Origin of the sequence: Acidaminococcus nyctereutis (genome assembly GCF_052216985.1) — a bacterium.
Classification (GTDB): Bacteria; Bacillota; Negativicutes; order Acidaminococcales; family Acidaminococcaceae; genus Acidaminococcus; species Acidaminococcus fermentans_A.
In genome coordinates, this window is the sequence record NZ_JBQOUY010000022.1 from 1 (window position 1) to 22,406 (window position 22,406).

20 protein-coding genes and 1 pseudogene are annotated in these 22,406 nt (G+C 50.3%); 12 read left to right on the forward strand and 9 right to left on the reverse strand.

Annotation, left to right across the window (positions count from 1 at the left end; genetic code table 11):
* Positions 1 to 250: pseudogene (locus tag ACTUHY_RS09810) on the reverse strand (sodium:glutamate symporter); the annotation flags it as partial.
* Between the two features lie 270 nt (positions 251 to 520).
* Between ACTUHY_RS09810 and ACTUHY_RS09815 the strand changes: the two are divergent.
* Entirely contained in the window at positions 521 to 1,498 is a 978-nt protein-coding gene (locus ACTUHY_RS09815) for a LysR family transcriptional regulator (RefSeq protein WP_442827578.1), read from the forward strand.
* Positions 1,499 to 1,591: 93 nt separating this feature from the next.
* On the opposite strand, the gene ACTUHY_RS09820 is transcribed toward ACTUHY_RS09815, so the two are convergent.
* On the reverse strand, positions 1,592 to 2,449 hold the full coding sequence (locus ACTUHY_RS09820; protein WP_442827579.1) for a MurR/RpiR family transcriptional regulator: 858 nt from the start codon (positions 2,447 to 2,449) through the stop codon (positions 1,592 to 1,594).
* Between the two features lie 13 nt (positions 2,450 to 2,462).
* Positions 2,463 to 3,620, reverse strand: coding sequence for a beta-aspartyl-peptidase (iadA, locus tag ACTUHY_RS09825; protein ID WP_442827580.1), 1,158 nt, complete (start codon positions 3,618 to 3,620; stop codon positions 2,463 to 2,465).
* Between the two features lie 432 nt (positions 3,621 to 4,052).
* On the opposite strand from iadA, the gene ACTUHY_RS09830 reads away from it, so the two are divergent.
* The 6 genes from ACTUHY_RS09830 to ACTUHY_RS09855 all read left to right on the forward strand — a co-directional run bounded on the left by ACTUHY_RS09830 (position 4,053) and on the right by ACTUHY_RS09855 (position 9,226).
* Positions 4,053 to 4,841 carry a carbon-nitrogen family hydrolase gene (locus ACTUHY_RS09830; RefSeq protein WP_442827581.1) on the forward strand — a complete coding sequence of 263 codons (789 nt, stop codon included), beginning with the start codon at positions 4,053 to 4,055 and terminating at the stop codon, positions 4,839 to 4,841.
* Positions 4,842 to 4,855: 14 nt separating this feature from the next.
* Complete coding sequence (locus ACTUHY_RS09835) at positions 4,856 to 5,548, forward strand: DUF2848 family protein (RefSeq protein ID WP_278674700.1); 693 nt, start codon at positions 4,856 to 4,858, stop codon at positions 5,546 to 5,548.
* Positions 5,548 to 6,582, forward strand: a complete 1,035-nt coding sequence (locus ACTUHY_RS09840) for a TRAP transporter substrate-binding protein (protein ID WP_442827582.1) — start codon at positions 5,548 to 5,550, stop codon at positions 6,580 to 6,582. Before ACTUHY_RS09835 ends, ACTUHY_RS09840 begins: the two co-directional genes overlap by 1 nt.
* Before the next feature lie 13 nt (positions 6,583 to 6,595).
* A complete protein-coding gene (locus ACTUHY_RS09845; protein WP_442827583.1) occupies positions 6,596 to 7,078 on the forward strand; it encodes a TRAP transporter small permease in 483 nt (160 codons plus the stop codon).
* A 15-nt stretch (positions 7,079 to 7,093) separates the two neighbouring features.
* Complete coding sequence (locus tag ACTUHY_RS09850; protein WP_442827584.1) at positions 7,094 to 8,362, forward strand: TRAP transporter large permease; 1,269 nt, start codon at positions 7,094 to 7,096, stop codon at positions 8,360 to 8,362.
* A gap of 114 nt (positions 8,363 to 8,476) precedes the next feature.
* Positions 8,477 to 9,226, forward strand: a complete 750-nt coding sequence (locus tag ACTUHY_RS09855; protein WP_442827585.1) for a GntR family transcriptional regulator — start codon at positions 8,477 to 8,479, stop codon at positions 9,224 to 9,226.
* Between the two features lie 121 nt (positions 9,227 to 9,347).
* On the opposite strand, the gene ACTUHY_RS09860 is transcribed toward ACTUHY_RS09855, so the two are convergent.
* The 5 genes from ACTUHY_RS09860 to ACTUHY_RS09880 form a co-directional block, all read right to left on the reverse strand.
* Complete coding sequence (locus ACTUHY_RS09860; RefSeq protein ID WP_442827586.1) at positions 9,348 to 10,529, reverse strand: M20 metallopeptidase family protein; 1,182 nt, start codon at positions 10,527 to 10,529, stop codon at positions 9,348 to 9,350.
* A gap of 18 nt (positions 10,530 to 10,547) precedes the next feature.
* The gene (locus ACTUHY_RS09865; protein WP_278674708.1) at positions 10,548 to 11,294 is read right to left on the reverse strand and encodes an amino acid ABC transporter ATP-binding protein; all 747 of its coding nucleotides are present in this window, start codon (positions 11,292 to 11,294) and stop codon (positions 10,548 to 10,550) included.
* A gap of 17 nt (positions 11,295 to 11,311) precedes the next feature.
* Entirely contained in the window at positions 11,312 to 11,974 is a 663-nt protein-coding gene (locus ACTUHY_RS09870) for an amino acid ABC transporter permease (RefSeq protein ID WP_442827606.1), read from the reverse strand.
* Between the two features lie 28 nt (positions 11,975 to 12,002).
* Entirely contained in the window at positions 12,003 to 12,815 is an 813-nt protein-coding gene (locus ACTUHY_RS09875) for an amino acid ABC transporter substrate-binding protein (RefSeq protein ID WP_442827587.1), read from the reverse strand.
* Positions 12,816 to 12,981: 166 nt separating this feature from the next.
* On the reverse strand, positions 12,982 to 14,760 hold the full coding sequence (locus ACTUHY_RS09880) for a PrpR N-terminal domain-containing protein (RefSeq protein ID WP_442827588.1): 1,779 nt from the start codon (positions 14,758 to 14,760) through the stop codon (positions 12,982 to 12,984).
* Between the two features lie 182 nt (positions 14,761 to 14,942).
* Between ACTUHY_RS09880 and ACTUHY_RS09885 the strand changes: the two genes are divergently transcribed.
* The 5 genes from ACTUHY_RS09885 (at position 14,943) to pdxA (ending at position 19,860) form a co-directional block, all read left to right on the forward strand.
* Positions 14,943 to 15,221: a UxaA family hydrolase gene (locus tag ACTUHY_RS09885; RefSeq protein WP_442827589.1), complete on the forward strand. Its 279-nt coding sequence runs from the start codon at positions 14,943 to 14,945 to the stop codon at positions 15,219 to 15,221.
* 20 nt (positions 15,222 to 15,241) lie between these two features.
* On the forward strand, positions 15,242 to 16,408 hold the full coding sequence (locus tag ACTUHY_RS09890; RefSeq protein ID WP_278674714.1) for a UxaA family hydrolase: 1,167 nt from the start codon (positions 15,242 to 15,244) through the stop codon (positions 16,406 to 16,408).
* Between the two features lie 32 nt (positions 16,409 to 16,440).
* Positions 16,441 to 17,397, forward strand: a complete 957-nt coding sequence (locus ACTUHY_RS09895) for a 2-keto-3-deoxygluconate permease (protein ID WP_442827590.1) — start codon at positions 16,441 to 16,443, stop codon at positions 17,395 to 17,397.
* A 117-nt stretch (positions 17,398 to 17,514) separates the two neighbouring features.
* Positions 17,515 to 18,759, forward strand: coding sequence for a four-carbon acid sugar kinase family protein (locus tag ACTUHY_RS09900; protein ID WP_442827591.1), 1,245 nt, complete (start codon positions 17,515 to 17,517; stop codon positions 18,757 to 18,759).
* Between the two features lie 18 nt (positions 18,760 to 18,777).
* Entirely contained in the window at positions 18,778 to 19,860 is a 1,083-nt protein-coding gene (gene pdxA / locus ACTUHY_RS09905; RefSeq protein WP_442827592.1) for a 4-hydroxythreonine-4-phosphate dehydrogenase PdxA, read from the forward strand.
* Positions 19,861 to 20,169: 309 nt separating this feature from the next.
* Here the strand turns inward: pdxA and ACTUHY_RS09910 are convergent, their stop codons facing one another.
* On the reverse strand, positions 20,170 to 21,999 hold the full coding sequence (locus tag ACTUHY_RS09910; RefSeq protein ID WP_442827607.1) for a sigma 54-interacting transcriptional regulator: 1,830 nt from the start codon (positions 21,997 to 21,999) through the stop codon (positions 20,170 to 20,172).
* Positions 22,000 to 22,406 lie beyond the last annotated feature (407 nt).

Genomic DNA, 22,406 nt, shown 5'->3' on the forward strand with positions numbered 1-22,406 from the left:
TGAAGCTGACCCCGAAGACCAGGGAAACCATGACGATATCGATCAAAACGCCGGGGACGCTGCCCAGGACTTTAGGGACGGTGATCAGGCCTGCTCCCTGCTGTCCCAGGGCCAGCATCACCAGGCCACCCACCAGGGAAGCAGGCAGGAACAGTTTCTGCAGGGGTTTCACGAATTCTCGGACGAAGAAGCCTAGGAGGATGAACATGCTCACGGCCGTCATCATATTCATCAATGCACGGATTGTCATAAGGCACCTCTCTCTAATACGAAGAAATTACAACTGTTATCATACTTTTCCAATTATTTAATTCTGCCTTTTGCTCCTTGTTCGATCCCCCTCTTTTCCAATACAGTCCATTTTTTTTCATGTCCTGTCATTTTCTCTGAAACCAGTTTTCGCAGCAACTGGTTCCCTTTTTTTTTAAAATTATGATATCATGGAGAAAATCAATTGAAAAACAGTATTTAATTCTATTTTTAACAATGTTTTTACTGTGATGAAGAAAGGAAGAGCAGAATGAGCCTATTAGGGTTTGAATATTTTATAACCGTAGCTAAAGAAGGGAATATCTCCCGGGCTGCAGAAAAGCTTTATGTCAGCCAGCAGTCCCTGAGCGCTCATATCAAGCGCTTGGAAACCCAGTATGGAGTGACCTTGTTTGAACGGAAACCCGTACTGCGGCTGACTCCCGCCGGAAAGGCCATGCTATTCTATGCCCAGCAGATCCTCCAGGCAGAAAACCAAATGACGGCCCGGTTCACGGATCTGGTCAAAGATTACCATGGGGAGCTGCGGTTTGGGATTTCTCGGCAGCGGGGGGAAGCTTTTTTTACTCATATCTGGGAGAGGTATCATGAAAAATATCCTCATATTGAAATCTTATTGAAGGAAAAGAACAGCGAAGAACTGCTGAATCGGCTCCGCACCCACCAGCTGGACCTCTGTGTCTGCGTCAATGTGCCCGAAGATCGGGATCTCCAAATCGAACCTTTGGTAGAAGAGCATCTGTGCTGTTCCCTCAGTCAGTCCCTCCTGATGCATTACCGGCCGAAGACAGGACGGGACGATTTCCAACGATATGTGCGGGATGGGGTGGACTTATTGGATCTGCAGGATTTGCCTTTATTCCATCGGCCCCAGGAAAACCAGATCAGGGTTGCGGTAGACCGACTTTACGCCAGCCACAATCTGTATCCTCACTGCATCCTGGAAACCAACAATCAGCGCCTGATGCTCTCCTTGGCTCAGTATGGTGTGGGCATCATTACTCCGATTTATCTCTATATCTGTTATGAAGCCCAATCTCTGGCTTTAGGGATGCCGCAGATCGTCAAATTGACCAATGACATCATTTCCACCAAAATCAGTATTGTCACGTTAAAGGACCAGCCTCTCCCGGCTTATGCGGAAGTCTTGAAAGAACTGATCCGAGACGAATTCCAGCGCTATAGGAAAGTCATGGATCGACTCTTTGACTTTGCACTGGTATCCTGACAGAAAAAGAGCTGTGCAAGCATAGCCGATTCGATTTGAAGCATCGGTATGTTTCACAGCTCTTTTTTTATAGGGATGTAAATATCCCAACCATCAATACAGTTTTTCTTTGACAACCAGGGCATCTAATTGATCCAATCGTTTTTCAACAGAAGGGTCATTGGCTGATGTTAAGGCCAAGATAATCAATTCGATGATGCAGAAAGGTGCGATATAAGAATTGGTAAAACCCATCCCTTCCACTTTGGCCGTAAGCAAAATATCAGCAAAACGGGCAAAAGGAGCCGTCTCGTAATCTGTCAATAAAATGACGGAAGTCCCATTTTGCTTTGCGATTCGGATGATTTTTTCAGCCATTTCAGAGTAGCGGGAAAAACTGATCAAAAAAAGACAATCTTGTTTCCCCATATCAAACGCCGTTTCCAAAGCAGAAGAATCTGCATGGGTGATGGGCTGCACATGGGGCAATAGCAAATTCAGTTTGCTGCACAGGTACATCACACAGCTGACCGTCCCCCGAAAACCTGCCACATAAATGTGCTGGCTCTGGAGCAGGGTTTTTGTGATCTGATGCAGGAGATCCGGCGTGATTTTTAACAAGCTGCCCTCGATATTGTTCAGGACCCAGCTACTGACTTTTTCCATGAAATCACTCTGCTGGAGCCGTTCTTTAGTCAGCTGGTACTTAGCACTAGGCGTCTGGGCATTTTGTTTGGCTTCATACCGTTTCGTCAGCTGTTCATTCATTTGGTTACGGAAATCACCGTATTTTTCAAAGCCCAGCCTCCGAATGAAACGGATGACAGAGGTATCGCTGACTCCAATAGCCCGTGCTAAAGAAGAGGAGGTCATCATTCCCACGGTATCGATTTGCTGCAGGATGTAGTTGGCAATCTGAACTTCTACTTTGGAAAGTTCCATGTTTTTGATTTTCTCTATCAGGGACTCCATATTGCTCTCCTTGTTACTCTTCAAATGTCCCTTTCATCAGGACCTTTCCCTCCCAGACGGCCTTTTTACCTTTGGCCAGGACACCTGTGATGGCCAAATCATCATCGTAGACTATGAAATCCGCATCATAGCCTGGGGCAATCCTGCCTTTGGTCTGCTGCAGGCCCATGTTCTGGGCGGGATTGGTGGTCAGGAGACGGAGCGCGGTTTCCAGCGGGACCTGGCGTTCTTCCACCAGGATCCGGATGACTTCATGGAGGGACTGGGGGGTGGCATAGGTGAGGCCGATGCACTCCATCTTTTCATTGAACCGGGGCTGGCTCCCATAGGCGTCGCTGGAAAGAGAAAGCTGCTGTAGCTGGGGATCTTCTTCCAGATACCGACAGATCTTATCGGCGACTTTTTCGTTGGCTTCTTTTGAGGAACCGGCAGTGATGTCGATCCGGCCTCCCATCTTGGCATAAGTAAGGGCCTGGGAGAACAGATCATCATTCCGGCCTATATGGGTGGGCAGGAAGGTGGAGGGGGGCAGGTCACTTTTTTCCAGGGCATAGAAGATGGGGCCCAGGCCTGCTTTGCCGCTTCCGGTATGGATGGTGACCAAACCGGCGCAGCCCGCCAGCATGCCGCCCCGCCGGGCCAGGGTGCCCAGGCGGATCAGTTCTTCCCCGGTGATATGGGAGCTGCGGTGATCCGACATGGCCACTTTCACTCCGATCACTTCGTGGATCAGCATGATGTCCCGTTCCACATCCCCGGTGAGCGTGGGACTAGGATAGGCATAGGACCCGGTCAGCATATAGCAGGACAGGCCTTCTTCATTCAGCGCCTGGCATTTTGCCTGGAGATTTTCCAGGCTCCGGGTGATCCCATCCGTTCCTAAAAGCCCCAGGACCGTTGTGACCCCGCATCGGAAGATCGTGCTCAGCTGGGCTTCCGGCACCCGTGTCCGGGGACCCTGTTCCCCGCCTCCGCCGGTAATGTGCTCATGGCAGTCGATATACCCGGGGGCCAGCCGGCGGCCATCCAGCTGCAATTTTTCCACTTCTCCAATCCCATCATATTCATTGATGGAAGGAGAGATCCGGACGATTTTACCGCCTTCCACCAGGATATCCTGGATGCCTTTCGGCTCAGGAGCATACAATCGGGCCTGTTTGATGACCAGCATAGTACCACCTCACTGTTTCTAAGGGATTTGTATTCGAATACTGTTTTCAGTATACCTATCGGGATGGAAGATTACAATACCCATGGATTGATCTCCGGTAAGATATCCGGGAAAAAAGCCGTTGTATCCAGGACTCTGTGAAGGATTGGATACACAATAAATACGAACTATTATATAAATTTAAACATAAATATTCATAAAATAAAACATGAAAAATAAAGACGTAGAGAGAAAAATAAGGGAATATCTATGTGAAATCCATGGAAAATCAAGGGAAGAAAGACTCGTGTAACAAATCGTACATTCATAAATAAAGAAAAAAGAACAGATAAAATGGGGATTGACGGGAAAATCTTTTCTTGATATCCTATTATTGTGAGAAAGAAAGTAATATATTACATATCACATCTTTAAAAGGAGCTGAAAAGGAAAGTGAAAACGTCGATTGTTCAGATGGATATGAAATTTGCAGATCCCAAAGCCAATTTCCTCCATGCAGAAGAACTCATCCGCAAAGCGACTGAAGAACAGCCGGATGTCATTGTGCTGCCGGAGACCTGGAATACAGGCTTTTTCCCTGTGGAAAATCTGGCGGAGCTCTGTGATCAAGAAGGAAAGGAAACGAAGGAACGGATCGGGAATCTGGCCAAAGAACTCCATACGAATATTGTTGCCGGTTCTGTATCGAATGTAAAAGACGGAAAAGTGTATAATTCTGCCTTCATCTTTGATAGGACCGGTTCTTGCGTGGGGGAATATGATAAGATCCATGTTTTTACGCCTATGCAGGAAGATGCCTACTATCAAAAGGGGGACCATCTCTGTACCTTTGAATTAGATGGACACAAATGCGGGATCATCATCTGCTATGATATCCGTTTCCCGGAACTGGCACGGGCACTGGCTCTGAAAGATATCGAGATCCTCTTCATCTGTGCCCAATGGCCAGCTGTGCGCAGCTTCCACTGGCAGCTCCTGACGGCTGCTCGGGCAGTGGAGAATCAGCTGTTCGTGGCGGCCTGCAATTCCTGCGGAACAGCTGGAAAAACGGTCTACGGCGGCCGCTCTGTCATCCTTGATCCTTGGGGCGAAACCATCAAGCAGGGGGGGACCCAGGAAGAAATCTTTACGGGAGAGATCGACTTCAGCAAACTGCAGGAAATCCGTTCATCCATCAATGTATTCCGGGACCGGAGACCGGATCTGTATAAAAAATTTTAAGGAGGCCAAAATATATGTCTACGGTACGTTTTCAACTGGTGAAAAATGGGGAACTGAAGGATCTGGACATCGTTTATGATGAACTGTTCGCTATCGGATATTCCGGCCGGAATACGGCCAAGACCATGGAGCATATCCAGGAACTGAAAGAAAGATTCGGGGTCCCTGCACCGAAAATGATCCCGACTATCTTCCAAATGTCCAATATGCTGCTGACCAAAGATCTGGACATCCACTTTGTGGGCCATGATACCTGCGGGGAAGTGGAATATGTCATTGTGACCCAGGGGGATAAGATCTATATCGGATTGGGCAGCGATCACACGGACCGGAAGCTGGAAGGGGAAAGCGTACCGAAAGCAAAACAGGTCTGCCCCAAACCCATCTGCGGGCTGGTCTGGGATTATGAAGACGTGAAAGACCATTGGGACCAGATTCTGCTGCATTCCTATCAGGTGGTGGATGGCAAAGAAGAAATGTACCAGGATGGGGGACTGAAAGATATCCTGCCGGTGGATACCATCCTGGGAGAACTCCATAAACGGGTGGGGGCCGTAGAACGGAGCGTAATCTTCTCCGGGACGGTTCCTGTGAAAAACGGATTTGTCTTTGGGACACAATTCAGAGGGGAGATGGTGGATCCGGTTTTAAACAGAACGCTTTCATTCCAGTATTCTGTCCATGAGATTGGAGAGGAGGAACGGTGATGTTGGGGAAAAAATTAAAGATGGCGGGAGCGCTCCTCCTGTCCCTGGGGCTTCTTTTGACCGCTGGCTGCAGCGGTGCCAAGAAGGGTCCCGATAAGAACGGGGTCTACAAGATCAAATTTGGGTCTACGGGCAACAATGAACATCAGTACACGGTCTATGGAAAGTATTTCAAACAGAAAGTGGAAGAACTGACCAACGGCAAGGTCCAAGTGGAAATCTACCCCAACAATGCCCTGGGCAATGAACGGGAAATGGCCGAATCGACCTTGATGGGAACCATCGAAATGTGCTGTGTCACGTCGGATGGTACGCTGCCGTCCTGGGTACCAGAAACCCAGATCCTTTCCATCCCTTATCTGTTCGCTAACAAGAAAGAAGCGTATTACGTCCTGGATCATACCCTCCAGGATTATCTGGAACCCAAATTCGAAGCCAAAGGGGCTAAGCATCTGGCCTTTGCAGAACTGGGCTTCCGCCATTTCACCAACAATACCCGGCCCATCAAGAAAGCGTCCGATATGAAAGGCATGAAGATCCGGGTCCAGGAAGCTCCTGTCTGGTTTGCTCTGATGAATGACTTGCAGGCAACGGCTACGCCAGTTCCTTTTGCTGAGTTGTATACGGCGCTGCAGCAGGGTATGGTGGACGGGGAAGAAAACCCCATCGCTTCCGTTGCCAGTTCCAAGTTCTATGAAGTACAGAAATATATGAGCCTGGACGGCCATACCTATGCAGCCGGCAGTGCGCTGATCAATAAACAGTTTTATGACAGCCTGCCGCCGGAATACCAGAAGGCCGTCGACGAGGCGGCCATCTATGCCCGGGATGCCCAGCGGGCCGATATCAACGGGAAAGAAGCCAAGATGCTGGAGGATATGAAAGCCAAAGGCATGGAGGTCGATGAAGTGGATATCGATTCCTTCAAAGAGGCGACAAAAGATCTGTATCGGGAGCCTGCCGTTGCGAAACTGGTGAAACCGGAACTGGTGGAACTGGTCAAAAAAGCCATTGCAGATATGCCGAAATCCTGAGGAGGGTTGTAAAATGACGGTAATCAAAAGCATCGATCGAGGCATCACCAGCCTGATCCGGCTGATCTTAGGCCTGACTTCCGGTGTGATCTTTGGAGTCACTTTTTTGGCGGTCATCTTCCGATATCTGTTGAAGTCGCCTCTTCCCTGGTCCCAGGATGTGATCCGCCTGGCCTTTACGTATATGATTTATTTTGGGGCCGCCTATTGTGTAAGGGATAATTCCCACCTGAATGTGGATGTACTGCTAAGTGCCCTGCAGCCCAAAACCCGCAAAATCTGCGAAATCATCATCAACATTGTCCTGCTGGGATTCTTCTGTTTCTTGGTGACATTCGGCTTTACCTTTGCTCAGCTGGGATCCATCCAGACCACTTCCTATCTGATGCTGCCCATGACCTACTATTACTTGGGAATCCCGCTGGCAGCAGTCTGCATGGCATTTTATGTGGTTGAAAATATCCTGCAGCAGATCAAGGATCTGCAGACCTTATAGGAAGGGGGACAAAACATGCAAATCATTCTGTGTCTATTTCTGCTGTTCTTATTGGGAGTCCCCATTTCGTTTGCTTTGGGGCTGGTTTCCCTGGGGGCCCTGTCCTACCAGGATTTCAACCTGCTGATCGTGATCCAGCGGATGTTCGGCGGGGTCGACAGCATTGCCCTCATCGCTATCCCCTTGTTCATGCTTTCCGGAGAACTGATGTTCCGGGGCGGGATGTCTAAGCGCCTGGTGGATTTCGCAGATACTCTACTGGGCCATTTCCCCAGTGGCTTGGCTATGGTCAGTATCCTGGCCTGTATGTTCTTTGCTGCCATTACCGGTTCTGCCATTGCAGCAACAGCTGCCATCGGGGGCATCATGATCCCTCTGATGAAGGAAAAGGGATATGATTATACCTTCAGTGCACCGCTCTTGGCTTGCGGCGGTTCCATCGGGCCTATCATCCCGCCTTCGATTCCTCTGCTGGTCTATGGGACTCTGGCCAATGTGAGTGTGGGGGCCCTGTTCATCGGCGGGATCATTCCTGGCATCCTGATGGGCATCGGTCTGATGATCTACTGCTACATCATTGGGAAGAAGAGACATTATGTAGGACGGGAGAAGGCCGCTTCTTTCCATGAAATCCTTTCCACCGGGAAAGATACGGTATTGGCTCTCTTCATGCCGATTATCATCATCGGCGGGATCATGAGCGGAATCTTTACCCCTACGGAATCCGGGGCAGTGGCCGTATTCTATTCCCTGGTAGTCAGCGCATTCATCTATCATGAAATGGATTGGAAGACCTTTTGGGAAGCTTTGGTCAACAGTGCCAAGAGCAGTGGACAGGTCCTGGTCGTGGTCGCCTGTGCCTCCCTGTTCACTTGGGTCATCACAGTGAACCAGGTGCCTCAGAGTGTGACGGCCTTCCTGCAGCAAGCCGTCCACAACAAATACGTACTGCTCTTGATCATCAATGTGATCCTGCTGATTGCCGGGACCTTCATCGATACCACCAGCGCCATCGTTATTTTCGCTCCTCTGTTCATCCCTCTGGTAAAAGCCATGGGGATCGACCTGATCCATTTTGGGATGATCATTGCAGTGAACCTGACCATTGGGATGTGCACGCCGCCTCTAGGTGTCTGCCTGTTCGTTTCTGGGTCTATTGCAAAGATTTCCCTGAAGGATCAGATGCATGATCTGATCCCCATGCTGGGAGTCCTGCTGGTGGTGCTTTTAATGGTCACCTATATCCCGGAATTGACCCTGTTCCTGCCTCGTATTTTCGGGTGATTCCATCCAGCTTATAAAACTTGTGGGGCTATTGCTAAGGCAATGGTCCCACTTTGTGTATCAAAATCTTATCACGACTTTTTTGCTTGGAAGAAAGAACGGATTTGGTATACAATGAAAGGCAGAAGATGGTGTGAAAATCCAGAAGTAGAGAGGACGTCAAAATTGCGACTGTTGAACCACGGGCCGTTACAGACGGTTACCTTGAAAGATCAGGCGTATCGTTTGATCAAAGATGCAATTTTATATAGAAGGCTGCAGATCAATACGGTTTATTCCCAGGAAACTTTGTGCAGTGAACTCCATATCAGCCGCACGCCGGTCCGGGAAGCCCTGATCGAACTGCAGAATGAAGGCTATATCCGGTTCGTGCGGGGGCGGGGGTTCCAGGTGCTGGAACTGACTCGGCAGGAAGCGTTGGACATCGCAGAAATGCGCCGAGAAATCGAAATGTTCGGGGCCGAGCTGGCTGCCGAGCGGATCACTGACGAACAGCTCCAGGAATTGGAGAAAATCCAGCAGGAGATGATGGATGAAGAAAAACATCGTGATTCCCGGGAAATGTACAGACTGGATTATGCCTTCCATCAGTTGATCTTCCAGGCAACTGGAAACAGCTGGCTGATGCAGATGAATGTGAAACTGCGGGAGAATTTTTTGCGCATAGAGACCCAGGGGGCTTTCAAGACATCGCAAGTAGCCAAGCAAGTATTCCATGAGCACGGAAGGATCCTGGCGGCTCTGCAGAAAAGAAGCCCTGCCTTGGCCCGCAGTGCCATGAAACGGCACATCCACCAGAGTTATAAACGGAATTTGGAAAATGTCTTGGCAACCGGGGAACGCACAGAGAATCGTACTGAGTAAAACCCAAAGAGGCTGTCCAGGCTGCGATCCGCAATGATCGGCAGCTTGGACAGCCTCTTTTCTGTAACCAGGACCAGCCTGGATATCTTTTATGACCAGGAACTATGGGGAAATGATTTTTTTACTCCCCGCTCAGCCGTTCCGTGATGAAATCTGCCAGGAACCGGGCGGCTGGCTCGATGGCTGCGGGGTCTGCTTTGAAATGGCTGTTGTGGAGGGGGGCACCCAAGCCGGTGCCTACTTTCACGTAGAGAGCCAGGGGCTTTCCCGCTGGCTGGAGGTCGGGATCCGTGGCCTGGCATTGCAGGGCATATTCTTTATACCGGGAAAAATCGTCTCCGGTCATGGCCATTTCCAGGGCTTTGACCTGGAGGCCTTCTTTTTGGGCCAGTTCTGCGGCAGGGCGGACCAGTTCTTCATCGTTCAGGACGGCAGGGGCTCCGTCATGCCAGTAAATGTCTGCCTGGACCTGGTGTGCCTCTGCATAGGATCCTACCAGCCGGTACAGGGCCTTGCGCAAGGTTTCCCGGTCTTCCGGATATTCACAGCGGATGGTGCCTTCCAGCATGGCGGTATCCGGGATGACATTCCAGGCTTCCCCGGCTTCTACATGGGTGATGCTGAGCACATAATTGTGCACCGGGCTGACTTTTTGGCCGGCAAAGAGCATCAGTTCCCGGCCCAGGCCAAAGAGGACGGGGATGGGATTGTTGCCCAGATGGGGGGCGGCCGCATGGGTCCCGGTTCCCGTCAGGGTGATCCGGAAAGTATCCGTGGATGCCATGACGCAGCCGGCGGTGATGCCCAGGGTCCCCACTGGCAGCAGGGGTTCCGAATGGAGCCCGACGAATTCCGTACAGCCCTTGGTCACACCCTGGTCCAGCAGTTCTACCGCCCCGCCGGCTACTTCTTCCGCCGGCTGGAATGCCAGGAAAACGGTCCCATGGAGCTGGTCTTTCCGTTCTGTTAGGATCCGGGCCGCCGTGAGGACTGTGGTCATGTGGATGTCATGGCCGCAGGCGTGCATTTTTCCCGGGTTCAGGGAAGGATAGTCCACATCTGCTTTTTCCGTTACCGGCAGGGCATCGATATCGGACCGGAGCAGGAGGGTCTTTCCTGGATGGCTGCCTTTGATCAGGGCAAAAGTCCCGGTAGGAAGACTGCCCAGAGGCTGGGGGTCCAGCCCCATCTCTTCCAAAGTTTCCTTGATTTTTTGGGTAGTGGCGAATTCTGTGTGGCCCACTTCTGGATGCTGGTGGAACCAGGTGAATAAGGGCAGGATGGATGCATTTTCCGTGCTCATGGCAAAGCCTCTTTCCTTTTACAGATTCTGTCCATGGGTGATCCGGCGCAGGAACTGTTTCGTCCGCTCTTCCCGGGCGTGGTAGAATACTTCCTCCGGAGTCCCCTGTTCTACGATGGACCCGTGTTCCATGAAGATGACCTTATTGGCTACATCATGGGCGAAACTCATTTCGTGGGTGACCACCACCATGGTGGTCCCTTCCCGGGCCAGCTGTTTCATCACGGCCAGCACTTCGTCGATCAGTTCCGGGTCAAGGGCGGACGTGGGTTCATCGAAGAAGATCACTTCCGGGTTGGCAGCGATGGCTCGGGCAATGCCCACTCGCTGCTGCTGGCCTCCGGAAAGCTGCTTGGGATAATAGTCGTAACGGCCGGAAAGTCCTACTTTATCCAGGGTTTCCCGGCCGATTTTTTCCGCTTCGTCCTTGGCTATGCCCCGGGCGATGATCAGTCCTTCCGTTACATTTTCCAGGGCTGTCTTATTCCGGAACAGATTGTAATTCTGGAAAACGAAGCCAGTGTGGAAGCGGACCTCCCGGATTTCCTGCTTGGTCACCTTATGGAGGTCCAGGGTCTTGTCGTTGAACTGCATGGTTCCCTGGTCAGCGGATTCCAGGAAATTGATGCACCGAAGCAGGGTTGTCTTTCCGCTGCCTGAAGGACCGATGATGCAGACCACGTCCCCCTTATCAACTTCCAGGCTGACGCCCTTCAGCACCTGGTTGTCCCCGAATGCCTTATGGATATGATCGATTTTCAGCATGATATGATTTCCTCCGTTTACTGCATATGTTCCAGTTTCCGTTCGCCGATATCCTGGATCTTGGACAGTACTGTGCAGAAGAGCAGGTAGATCACACCCACTTCGCAGTACAGGGCAAAAGGTTCATAGGTGCGGGCGGCGATCCGCTGGGCGGCCATGAACATCTCCAGCACCGTCACATTGGCCGCCAGGGACGTATCCTTGGTCAGGCCGATGAAGGAATTAAAAAGAGGAGGAAAGGCCGTTTTAAATGCTTGGGGAATGATGATCCGTCGCATGGTCTGGGAAAAGGTCATTCCTACGCAGTAACCGGCTTCCAGCTGGCCCTGGGGGACGGAAAGGATCGCGGCCCGGAGGGTTTCCGAGGTGTAGGCCCCTACGCTGAGGGTGAAGGCGATGATGGCCGAAGGGATGGCATCGATCTTGATGTTGAGGCTGGGAAGCCCGTAGAAGATGATGTACAGCTGGACCAACAGCGGCGTACCCCGGATGATCCAGACGTAAAAGCGGGCAATCTGCCGTAAAACAGGGACCCTGGCAATTTGTACCAGGGCGGTAAAAAGTGCCAGGATCAGTCCCAGTCCGAAAGAGACCAGGGTCAATGGAATTGTGACCGTCAGACCGGGGATCAATAGTCCCGGTATGGATTGGATCAATAGTTCAGCAAGAGAATCTGATATCATAGTTCATCATCCTGTTTCGTTTCGATTATTTGTCCACAGTTACATCTTTTCCGAAATATTTCATGGATATCTTGGTGAGGGTGCCATCTTTCCGCAGTTCATCCAGGGCTTGGTCGATGGCTTTCATCAGGTCTTCATTGCCCTTTTTCACCGGAATCCCGCAGGTCACGGCTTTTTCTACTTTGTCCACCGTCTTCAGCGGCGTATCCGGTTTCTGTTTCAGATAGTCAGCCAGTACCACATCCGTATTCACGGTGCCTACCGCCCGGCCGGCCAGGACCAGATCAACGGATTGGGGGAATCCATCCACGCCTACCAGGGTGCCGCCGTACTGTTCCGCTTTCTTCCCCAGATTGCTGCCCAGGACCTGGGCCACCTTCTGGCCTTTCAGATCTTTGAAGGATTTCAGGGTATCATTGTCCTTCCGGGTGATCAGGACTTCGTGGATGTAGATATAGGGCTTGCTGAAGTCGAACTTCTTTTTCCGTTCTTCCGTAATCGCCATCTGGTTGGTCACCGTATCGAAACGGCCCGCATCCAGTCCGGCTACGACGGAATCCCATTTCGTTTCCACGAAGACGGGCTTCACGCCCAGCTTCTTGGCTACGGCTTCCCCGATTTCGATGTCGAACCCGGTGAGTTTCCCATCTTTATCATGGTAGGTGAAAGGCGCATAGGTCCCTTCCGTGGCGATCTTGATCTCTCCGGCCGCTTTGATCCGGGCCAGGGCTCCCTGTTTGGTTCCTTTGGTGGCGCTGTTGCTGCTGCCGCATCCGCTGGTGAGACCTGCTGCCAGGATCACGGATAATGCGGTGACGATGGATTTTTTGAGATTCATGATGTGCTCCCCCTGTCTCGTTTGCCATACTTCAAAAGTATATAAAAACGATGTGAAATATTTTTAAATTTATTATACAAAGTATGGCGAACAAGTCAATGGTTGATTGAATCATCTTTCATAAATTTAATGAATGAACCGTAAAATGAGCCAGATGAAACAATTTTTATTTCCCTTTCAGCAGCCGCCACAGGGTCGTCCGGCTGATGCCCAGCCGTCGGGCCGCTTTCGTCTGGTTGTTGTTTTCCTCCTGGAGGACCTTTCCCACCACCTGCTGGATGATCTGATGGAGGGGCTGGTCCAGATCCAGCTGGGGGCGGGGAAACTGCAGCAGGGAGCGCTGTTCTTCCTGGAGGGCCAGGCGGATGGTCCGGGCTGTGATCCAGGGCGCGTCGGTGGCGAGCACCGCCTTCTGCAGTACCCTCTGGAGCTGTTTCAGGTTCAGCGGCCAGTCATATTGGCACAGGAGAGTGATGGCTTCCGGTTCCATGCCGGCGATATGGGTATCTTTCATATGATTGTGGGACTGGATATACAGCAGAGCATAATTCAGGATCTGGTCTCCTTTATTCCGCAGAGAGGGGAGCAGGACCGTATGGAGCTGGAACCGTTCCAGCAGCTCTTGATGGCGCGGTTCCAGGCTATCTTCTCCAGGGTTCCCTTCCAGGGAAAAATACAACTGGGCTGTGCTTTCGTAGGAGGCGATGCTGAGCTCGTCTAGCAGATATTGGAAACGGCCGTCATCCAGCTGGGCCAGATTCCTGAAAAAAAGGGAAGCATGGGGGAGGAACAGCGGAGAGTGGGAATCGGTGCAGAATTTCCGGATATCATTTTCTTTCAGCAGCAGGACATTGATGGAGTACAAAGGCGCTGTGGCGGGAGCGCTTTTTTCGTGGAGGGTGCGGACCAGGCTGTTGCTGTCCGTCCCGGTTTCTCCGATGAAGCAGCAGTTGAAACCATTGGAAACCAGCTGCAGGGTCCGTTTCCAGGCGCTGGGAGAAAGGAGCTGGAGGATATTGGGCAGCTGCTGGGGCAGGGAGCGGGGGGATGAAGGTTCCAAGAAGGAAAGATAAGGAGGAGCCTGTCGGCCGGCTGTCAGAGAGGACAGGCGTTTCATGCTGAAAAAATAATAGGGAAGCTGGCGGACCTGGAATCGGTTCCCCTGGATTTCCCAAAGTTCATTCTGCCACTGTTTCTGGGTGACGAGCCGTTCTTCTTTTTTCAATGAGGGGATCAGGTGGGTGCAGAACCCTTCTATAGGAGGAGCCGTATGGCTGTCCTTATACAGGAGTTTGCCTCGATGATCGAAATACAGGATGCCTTCCTGCCGGCCCTGACAGTACTGGTGCAGCAGATGGGCATCCACCTGGAAAGCTTCGATATAAGAACAGACTTTGCAGATGTGGCTGAAGGCTTCCCGTACACTGTCGGCACTGGATGTGAGCAGGATGCTCTGGATCCCCAGCTTTTCCGCTTGGATCACGGAAACTGCATCCCCGATGATCAGGGTGTAGCCCTGCTCTTTCAGCTGCAGCACCTTTTCTTTGGCATTATGCCAGGCATTGATGATGAAGATATTGTAGGGGAAATGGAGCAGATCGCACAGGACCCGGGCGGCATTGGCAATGCTCTCATAGGTCAGGATGGCAATCTTCCCTTGGTAGTGTTCCACCAGTTTGATGATGTTCAGCAGGTCGAAATAAGAAATGGGGATCTCGAAGACCGGCAGGTTGGTGTGTTTTTCGATCTCCATTTTGGTCCCGCCCCGGGAAAGGACTGCATCGAACTGGCTCAGGTCATATTTCTGGAGCTTTTTCAGTCCTTCGTAGATGGGGCCAACTTCTACGGTCACATCCAGTTGGGGATATTCTTTGGCTGTCTGGAGCAGGACTTCCTTCAGGCTTTCATAAGGAGCCACCGCTAAAATCTTGAATTTCCGATTCATACCATCACACTCCTGTTCAATATTGTAACAATTTATATAAAAAATTACAATAAAATAATAAAATATAAAAACGTTTCAGATATAAACAATTATCAGAAAAAACAGTGTTGGCGGGAGACTGGATATTGGATACAATAAGACCATCTTAAGGGGGCATGGAAAATGCCGGAGGAGGATAAAAGATGAATGCGGTCATTCATGTAAACAGCAAGGATAATTTGGTGACTTGTCTGCGTCCCATCAAAAAGGGCGAGAAAATCGAATTTGAAGGGAAAACCCATATCGCTTCCAGCGATATCCCTAAGTTCCACAAGATGGCAGTGGAGGATATCCCCAAAGGGGGCTACTGCTATAAATATGGGCAGATCATCGGGGAAGCTCTGGAAGACCTGCATCCTGGCGACTATGTCCATGTGCACAATCTGGCGAGCACCCGCGGCCGTGGGGATTTGAAGGCGTAAGGCATACAGGAGGGACGAACATGAAAATTTTAGGATACAGACGGGAAAATGGAACTTTTGGCGTACGGAACCATCTGCTGATTCTGCCCACTTCTGTGTGTGCAACGGATACCGCTGAAAAGATTGCAGCTCAGGTACCAGGTGCTATTGCGGTACCCAACCAGCATGGCTGCTGCCAGATCGGTTCGGACCAGGAACAGACGGAACGGACCCTGGAAGGCTTCGGGAAGAACGCCAACGTAGGGGCTGTCCTGGTGGTAGGACTGGGCTGCGACGGGATACAGGCCAATGAACTGGCCAAGCGGATCGCTGTGACCGGGAAACCGGTGGAAGCCATCACCATCCAGGGCTGCGGCGGCACCCTGAAAGCCATTGCCAGAGGCGGAGAAATCGCCTGTGCCATGGCAGCCAAACTGTCTACAGAAGTCCGAACGGAAGGGGATATCAGTGAAATCGTCCTGGGCATGGAATGCGGCGGGTCCGACCCCACCAGCGGCCTGGCCTCCAACCCCACCATCGGGTATGTGTCGGATAAACTGGTCTCCCTGGGCGGCAGCAGCATCCTCAGCGAAACCACCGAAGTCATCGGGGCAGAACATATCCTGGCTGAACGGTTCGGCGATCCGGCCCAGCGGGAAAAATTCCTGACCATGGTCCACAATGTGGAAGAACGGGCCCTGAAACTGGGCGAAGACCTGCGTACCGGCCAGCCCACTCCGGGGAACAAGGCCGGCGGCCTGTCCACCATCGAAGAAAAATCCCTGGGCTGCATGTACAAAGCTGGGAACACGGCCCCGTTCCAGGGGGCCCTGGAATATTCCGAATTGCTGCCTCTGGATAAAAAAGGCCTGTATTTCATGGATACTCCCGGCCAGGACATCGATTCCATCACCGGCATGGTCGCCGGCGGGGCGACGGCCATCGTATTCTCTACCGGCCGTGGGACGCCCACCGGCAGCCCCATCGCTCCTGTGATCAAGATCACGGGGAATACGGATACCTTCAACAATATGCCGGACAACATCGACGTGAATGCCGGCAAGATCATCACGGAAGGGGCTACCATCAAAGACCTGGGCGAAGAGACTTTCCAGCTGCTGGTGGAAGTCTGCAATGGGAAATTCACCAAAGCAGAAGCTCTGGGTCATCGGGAATTCGGCATTTACAAAGTCTCCGGTACATTCTGATCGGGAACAGACCGGGCTTTTAGGAGGCAATCATGAAAATTTTGCAGACAGTGAAAAAATGTCCTGGAGGCCTGATGATCGTCCCCCTGCTGTTGGGGGCACTGGTCAATACCCTGGCTCCGCAGTTCTGGGTCATTTTCAAAGGCACCTTTACTACCCATCTCTGGAAAACGGGAGCTATGCCGATCCTGGCCGCTTTCCTGTTTTGCAACGGGACGACCATTGATGTGAAACAGGCCGGGACCACCCTGACCAAAGGGGTCCTGCTTACGGCGGTAAAAGTCCTGGTGGGGATGCTGATCGGGATCGTCATCAGCTATACCTTCGGGGAAGCGGGAATCTTCGGTTTGGCTCCTATTGCCGTCATTGCCGCTATTGCCAACTCCAACGGGGGCCTGTATGCGGCTCTGGCTGGGGAATATGGGGATGCTACGGACGTGGGAGCGGTTTCCGTCCTGTCCATCAACGATGGTCCCTTCTTCACCCTGCTGGCCCTGGGGGCTGCTGGATACGGAGTTCCCATCGAAGTCCTGATCGGCTGCATCATCCCCATCATCGTAGGCTGTATCTTGGGGAACCTGGATCCGGAAATTAAGAAGTTCTGTGAACCGGGTACGACCCTGCTGATCCCTTTCTTTGCTTTCCCTCTGGGGGCCGGGCTGACCCTGACTTCCATCGTAAGCGCAGGTCCTTCCGGGATCCTGCTGGGTGTGGCTTCTACTGCGACTACAGGGATTGCCGGTTATCTGCTGTATAAAGTGATGAAGTACAAACATCCGGAAGTGGGCGCCGCCATCGGCACCACCGCCGGAAATGCAGCCAGTACGCCGGCAGCCGTGGCTGCTGCTGGGGTCATTTCCAAGGCCTTGAGCGATGCGGCTACGGTGCAGGTCTCCGCGGCCATCATCACCACCGCGATCCTGTGTCCGCTACTGGTTACCTTCCTGCATAAGAAAGAGATGCAGGCCCATCCGGAAAATTACAAGTAAGGACGAGTCAAAGGGCTGTTGCCTGTGCAGCAGCCCTTTTTCTGTTTGCGTATTAGAGGGAAAAACTTTAAAATAGGAAGAAGAGAACGGTAAAGAACAAAGAAAGAGGAGATGACCATGGAGTTATTGATTTTGGCGGATGACCTTACCGGCGCTTTAGATACGGGCATCCAGTTTGTGACAGCCGGGGCCAGCACCCGGGTGGTCCTGGATCCCCATTATGATCTGCGGCAGGTGGATCCGGACGTCCAGGTCCTGGTGGTGGATACGGAATCTCGGCATATCGCCCAGGAAGATGCGGCGGTCCTTGTACGGCATATTGTCCAACAGGCGGTGGGGCTTGCAGTCCCCTGTATCTACAAAAAAACGGATTCGGCGCTCCGGGGCAATGTAGGGGCGGAATTGGGAGCGGCCTTGGAAGCCAGCGGAGCGGACCAGCTGCATTTCATCCCAGCATATCCTAAAACAAAAAGGACTACCAAAAATGGAGCCCATTATATCGATGGAATTCCAGTAGGAGAGAGCGTTTTCAGGAATGACCCGTTCAACCCAGTCCTGTGCTCCCGCGTGGCTAATGTCCTTTCAGAAGGCAGCGGACTTCCCATGATATCTGTGAAAAAAGAAGAAATGGCGGGAGATTTTCCGGGAATCCAGATCTATGATGCGGAAACCGATGAGGATATCCTGCGGCGGAGCCGGGAACTCCAGGCTAAGGGGAAACTATTCCTCCTGGCCGGCTGTGCCGGGTTTGCTTCGGTATTGTCGGAACTGATGGACCTTCGCAGCAAACCGGCTGAGACACTGGAGCTGCCCGGTGCCTTCTTGCTGGCCTGCGGCAGCGTGAACCCCATCACACGGGAACAGGTCAAAGAGGCCGTGAATAGCGGCCGTTTCCAGTATTTCCCCATTCCTCCGGAAGAATGTCTGGTCCCTCACTGGTTCACGGCGGAAGAAAAGGGACGGGGCCAGGTACAAGCCTGGGCGGACTGCCTGGCACGGGGCGAAAAGTGCATCCTGGACACCAATGATATCCCCGGCCGCCTTACGGCCTTAGAATATGCCAAGCGGCAGGGGGGGACCCTGGAGGATGTCCAGCGCCAGATCCCCGCTGCCATAGGAGAAGCCCTCCGATCTTTACTGGAAAAGAACGTAGAAGCGACCCTTATGGTGACAGGCGGAGACGTCCTGATGGGATTCATGCAGGAAATGGGGATCTGTGAAATCGAACCGGTCCAGGAACTGTTCACCGGGACCGTCCTGTCCTATGTGCGGATCCAGGGGAAAAAGCAGCCCCTGATTTCCAAATCTGGGGGCTTCGGTACGCCAGATGTCCTGCTCCGGCTGTTAGAAAAACTTCACTGAGAGAAAAGAGGAAACCAAATGGAAAACAAACCGATTGTAGCCATTACCATGGGGGATCCCTTTGGCAATGGCCCTGAAATCACTGTCAAGGCACTCCATGACCCGAAACTGTACGAAACCTGCCGTCCCCTGGTAGTGGGGGATGCTTCCTGCATGGAATATGCCCTGGAGGTGGCCCGGAAAGTCTCCGGGATCGAGCTCCAGCTGCATCCGATCCAGGATGTGAAGGAAGCCGCTTTCCAGTACGGGACCATCGATCTGATCGATCTGGGCCTGGTGAAACCGGAACAGATCCCTCACAACGTAAAAGAGGGGAAACCGGCTCCTTTTGGCATCGGGGCCTGTGCCCTGGGCGGGGAAGCCGCCTTCCAGTACGTGATCAAAGTCATCGATCTGGCCATGAAGAAACAGGTGGACGCCACGGTGACCAATGCCCTGAGCAAGGAAGCCATCAACATGGCCGGTCACCATTATTCTGGCCACACGGAAATCTATGCGGAATACACCCATACGGAACACTATACCATGATGCTGGCCCACGAGAATCTCCGGGTGGTCCATGTATCCACCCATGTTTCCCTCCGGGAAGCCATCGAGCGGGTGAAGAAGCCCCGGGTGCTGGAAGTCATCCGGATCGCCAACGCCGGCTGCAAAGCCCTGGGCATCAAGCAGCCTAAGGTGGCTGTGGCTGGTCTGAACCCCCACTGTGGAGAAGGCGGGCTCTTCGGACGGGAAGAAATCGAAGAGATCCAGCCGGCCATCGATGAAGCCATGGCGGAAGGCATCTGCATCCCCGATAAGAAACCCACTCCGCCGGATACGGTCTTTTCTAAAGCACTGGGCGGCTGGTACGACATCGTGGTCTGCATGTACCATGACCAGGGCCATATCCCCTTGAAAGTCAAAGGGTTCGTGTACAACCATGAACTGGGCCACTGGGATGCCGTGGCCGGGGTAAACATCACCTTGGGCCTGCCCATCATCCGGGCCAGCGTGGACCACGGCACTGGCTTCGGCCATGCTGGCAATGGCGGAGCCAATGAATTGAGCCTGAAGAACGCCATTTCCTACGCCATCCAGCTGGCCAATCATCGGGCGTGAGAGGACAGCTGCCGTATCAGGCAAAAAGCATAGAAGAAAGAACCATCAGATAGGGTGGAATACAGGGTTGCTGCAGCAGCGGCAGCCCTGTATTTTTCTATCTGCAGCCAAAGCTGGTCTTTTCCTGGAAAATGAGAGAAATATACTTTTTTTTGGATACGAAACACAAAATAATGAAATAAAAATATTAACTTGTCTATACTTTTCTTCTACTAGCTATTGAAAATAGATATTTATAGTTATATTACAATGAAGACTTTACCGAGAACTTGTTAACACATACTGGGAAGCACAAATATAAAGATATTTTTAATGTTTATGGTATAGCTTGTATTTTTGCATCTTGCGCCAAAGAGTAGATACGCTAATCCCAAGATGAGCTGCGGCTTGTTGACGATTTCCTGAAAACATTTCAAGGGCAACTTTAATAGCATTACTTTCACTACGAGAGGTGGATTCCAGTAGAGGTGAAATCGTTGCTCGATTTTGAAGAGGGAAGCAGCATCTTGATTCATTATTGCGGTCAAAAATTGATCTTAGCAAATTTGCATCAATGCGTGGAGAAGAGGCAAGAATCATTGCTCTTTCAAGAATGTTGTTTAGTTGTCTGATATTTCCGTGGTATGATTGTGTTTTTAGAAAATCAATCGCATCATTTGTGAGCACTGGAAGTGGAATGTGAAGCTGAGATGATCTTTCATTCAAAAAATAACGAGAGAGTTCTTCGATATCTTCTTTGCGCTGATCTAGTGGAGGAAGTTCTAAAAGCAGGACATTGATTCGATAGTATAAATCTTCCCGAAATGTCTTGTCTTGTGTCATTTTCCATAAATTGCGGTTTGTTGCTGCGATGACACGAATATCTATTGGAATTGGCTGGTCACTACCAATGCGCATAACTTCATGCTCTTGAAGTACGCGAAGAAAGCGGCTTTGCATCATAAGAGGCATTTCACTGATTTCATCTAAAAATACAGTGCCGCCGTGTGCTAATTCAAAGAGGCCGGCTTTTCCACTGGCTTTCGCTCCAGTAAATGTCCCGGCTTCATAACCAAACAGTAAGCTTTCAAGAATACTTTCTGGTAATGCTGCACAATTGATGACAACAAATGGCTTATCTTTTCGATTGCTGGCATTATGGATACTTTGGGCAAAAATTTCTTTTCCGCAACCGCTTTGCCCTGATATTAGGACAGTAGAATCATAACATGCATATTTTCGCGCAATGGCTACAGCACGTGAAATTTTGTCTCCATGGCCGATGATTGAATGAAATGTTTTGCTTGCTTGGCATTTATTGGAGAGAAGCCTACTGCGCATTTTAATATCTTTCTTCTGGATTTGATCTGCCAATTCACAAGAGATGATAATATTGTTTAAAGTTTTGCCAACAAAAAGTGGCGTCAGTGTGCATAAAATGGAGTCGTCTTCAACTTTAATGATATCTTTTTGAACTACTGGATTCCTTTGAATTTTCTTAATCACTTTAATATTTGCTAATGGCGTCGTTTCATAGGGCTTTCCTATTGGGTCCTGACTAAAAAAAGAAAAAATTCTTCTTGCTGAATGGTTAATAGTTTGAATACATCCTTTACTATCTAATGCAATAATACCTTGGTCAGATAAGTTGATAATGGTATTCATTTGTGTTTCATTCTGTATGTGTTGATTATATATCCTTAATTGTTGTTTTGCCTGTTCAATCGCATCTAATAGATCGGGTTCAGCCAACGGAACTGTGTAATATGAAAAACCGGCTTTTTTTGCTAATTCCTTTAATTTATGGGGACCTATAATGGCCTTATACCCGGTTTGCTTAATATTTTCCAATGTTGACATCACATCAGAGTACTCATGGAATTCAAAAGTTGCGATGTTTTTATAATTGAAAACGCTGGCAGCTTCTTTCATACTACGTGTGAAAAATGTTTCTTTATTATCTTTTTTATGGTATATAAGGGCAATTTTATCGAATGTTTGTAAGGCATTCATAATGATTTTAATAATAGCGGCAGGCGAACGACGAACTAATGTAAATGGAATAGAAAAAGATTCAGAAAGAAGATTAGCGAGGTAATCGAAGGTAACTACGACTTTTGCGCCTTTTTGAATTTCATCAGTGATAATTTTTTTTACAATGTTCGATGTTGTTACCTAAGAAAACAGGAATATGGGTTTTATGATGTTCAAAGAAATCATGTGTAAAGCAATAGTGATGATACGCTAAAGTAATAAAAATAATTGAATGGTCCATATGAGGCACCTCGCTAAACTCAAACTATTGTGAATCATGATGCAGAAAAACATTAAATTTATTAATCTTCTTAAAATTTGATTGCTTCTTTTTGAGAGACAGTTATATTAAATTACATCAGATGTTGTTCTTTATTATGCTAATTTCAAAATATCATATTTGCATATTTTTTCAATTATGAAATGCATATATGATATTAAAATAATTATTTTTCAGTAAAGTGTGAAAAAGCACGTAAGAATAAGAGAAAAAAGTCAACCTAGTTTTGGCATTGTTTTTGCAAGAATTTAAA

Excerpts from the sequence above, each read along its gene's own strand:
- ACTUHY_RS09815 (WP_442827578.1), top strand. The coding sequence starts at position 521 with ATGAGCCTATTAGGGTTTGAATATTTTATAACCGTAGCTAAAGAAGGG.
- ACTUHY_RS09820 (WP_442827579.1), bottom strand. The coding sequence starts at position 2,449 with ATGGAGTCCCTGATAGAGAAAATCAAAAACATGGAACTTTCCAAAGTA.
- iadA (WP_442827580.1), bottom strand. The coding sequence starts at position 3,620 with ATGCTGGTCATCAAACAGGCCCGATTGTATGCTCCTGAGCCGAAAGGC.
- ACTUHY_RS09835 (WP_278674700.1), top strand. The coding sequence starts at position 4,856 with ATGTCTACGGTACGTTTTCAACTGGTGAAAAATGGGGAACTGAAGGAT.
- ACTUHY_RS09840 (WP_442827582.1), top strand. The coding sequence starts at position 5,548 with ATGTTGGGGAAAAAATTAAAGATGGCGGGAGCGCTCCTCCTGTCCCTG.
- ACTUHY_RS09845 (WP_442827583.1), top strand. The coding sequence starts at position 6,596 with ATGACGGTAATCAAAAGCATCGATCGAGGCATCACCAGCCTGATCCGG.
- ACTUHY_RS09850 (WP_442827584.1), top strand. The coding sequence starts at position 7,094 with ATGCAAATCATTCTGTGTCTATTTCTGCTGTTCTTATTGGGAGTCCCC.
- ACTUHY_RS09855 (WP_442827585.1), top strand. The coding sequence starts at position 8,477 with ATGAAAGGCAGAAGATGGTGTGAAAATCCAGAAGTAGAGAGGACGTCA.
- ACTUHY_RS09860 (WP_442827586.1), bottom strand. The coding sequence starts at position 10,529 with ATGAGCACGGAAAATGCATCCATCCTGCCCTTATTCACCTGGTTCCAC.
- ACTUHY_RS09865 (WP_278674708.1), bottom strand. The coding sequence starts at position 11,294 with ATGCTGAAAATCGATCATATCCATAAGGCATTCGGGGACAACCAGGTG.
- ACTUHY_RS09875 (WP_442827587.1), bottom strand. The coding sequence starts at position 12,815 with ATGAATCTCAAAAAATCCATCGTCACCGCATTATCCGTGATCCTGGCA.
- ACTUHY_RS09880 (WP_442827588.1), bottom strand. The coding sequence starts at position 14,760 with ATGAATCGGAAATTCAAGATTTTAGCGGTGGCTCCTTATGAAAGCCTG.
- ACTUHY_RS09885 (WP_442827589.1), top strand. The coding sequence starts at position 14,943 with ATGAATGCGGTCATTCATGTAAACAGCAAGGATAATTTGGTGACTTGT.
- ACTUHY_RS09890 (WP_278674714.1), top strand. The coding sequence starts at position 15,242 with ATGAAAATTTTAGGATACAGACGGGAAAATGGAACTTTTGGCGTACGG.
- ACTUHY_RS09895 (WP_442827590.1), top strand. The coding sequence starts at position 16,441 with ATGAAAATTTTGCAGACAGTGAAAAAATGTCCTGGAGGCCTGATGATC.
- ACTUHY_RS09900 (WP_442827591.1), top strand. The coding sequence starts at position 17,515 with ATGGAGTTATTGATTTTGGCGGATGACCTTACCGGCGCTTTAGATACG.
- pdxA (WP_442827592.1), top strand. The coding sequence starts at position 18,778 with ATGGAAAACAAACCGATTGTAGCCATTACCATGGGGGATCCCTTTGGC.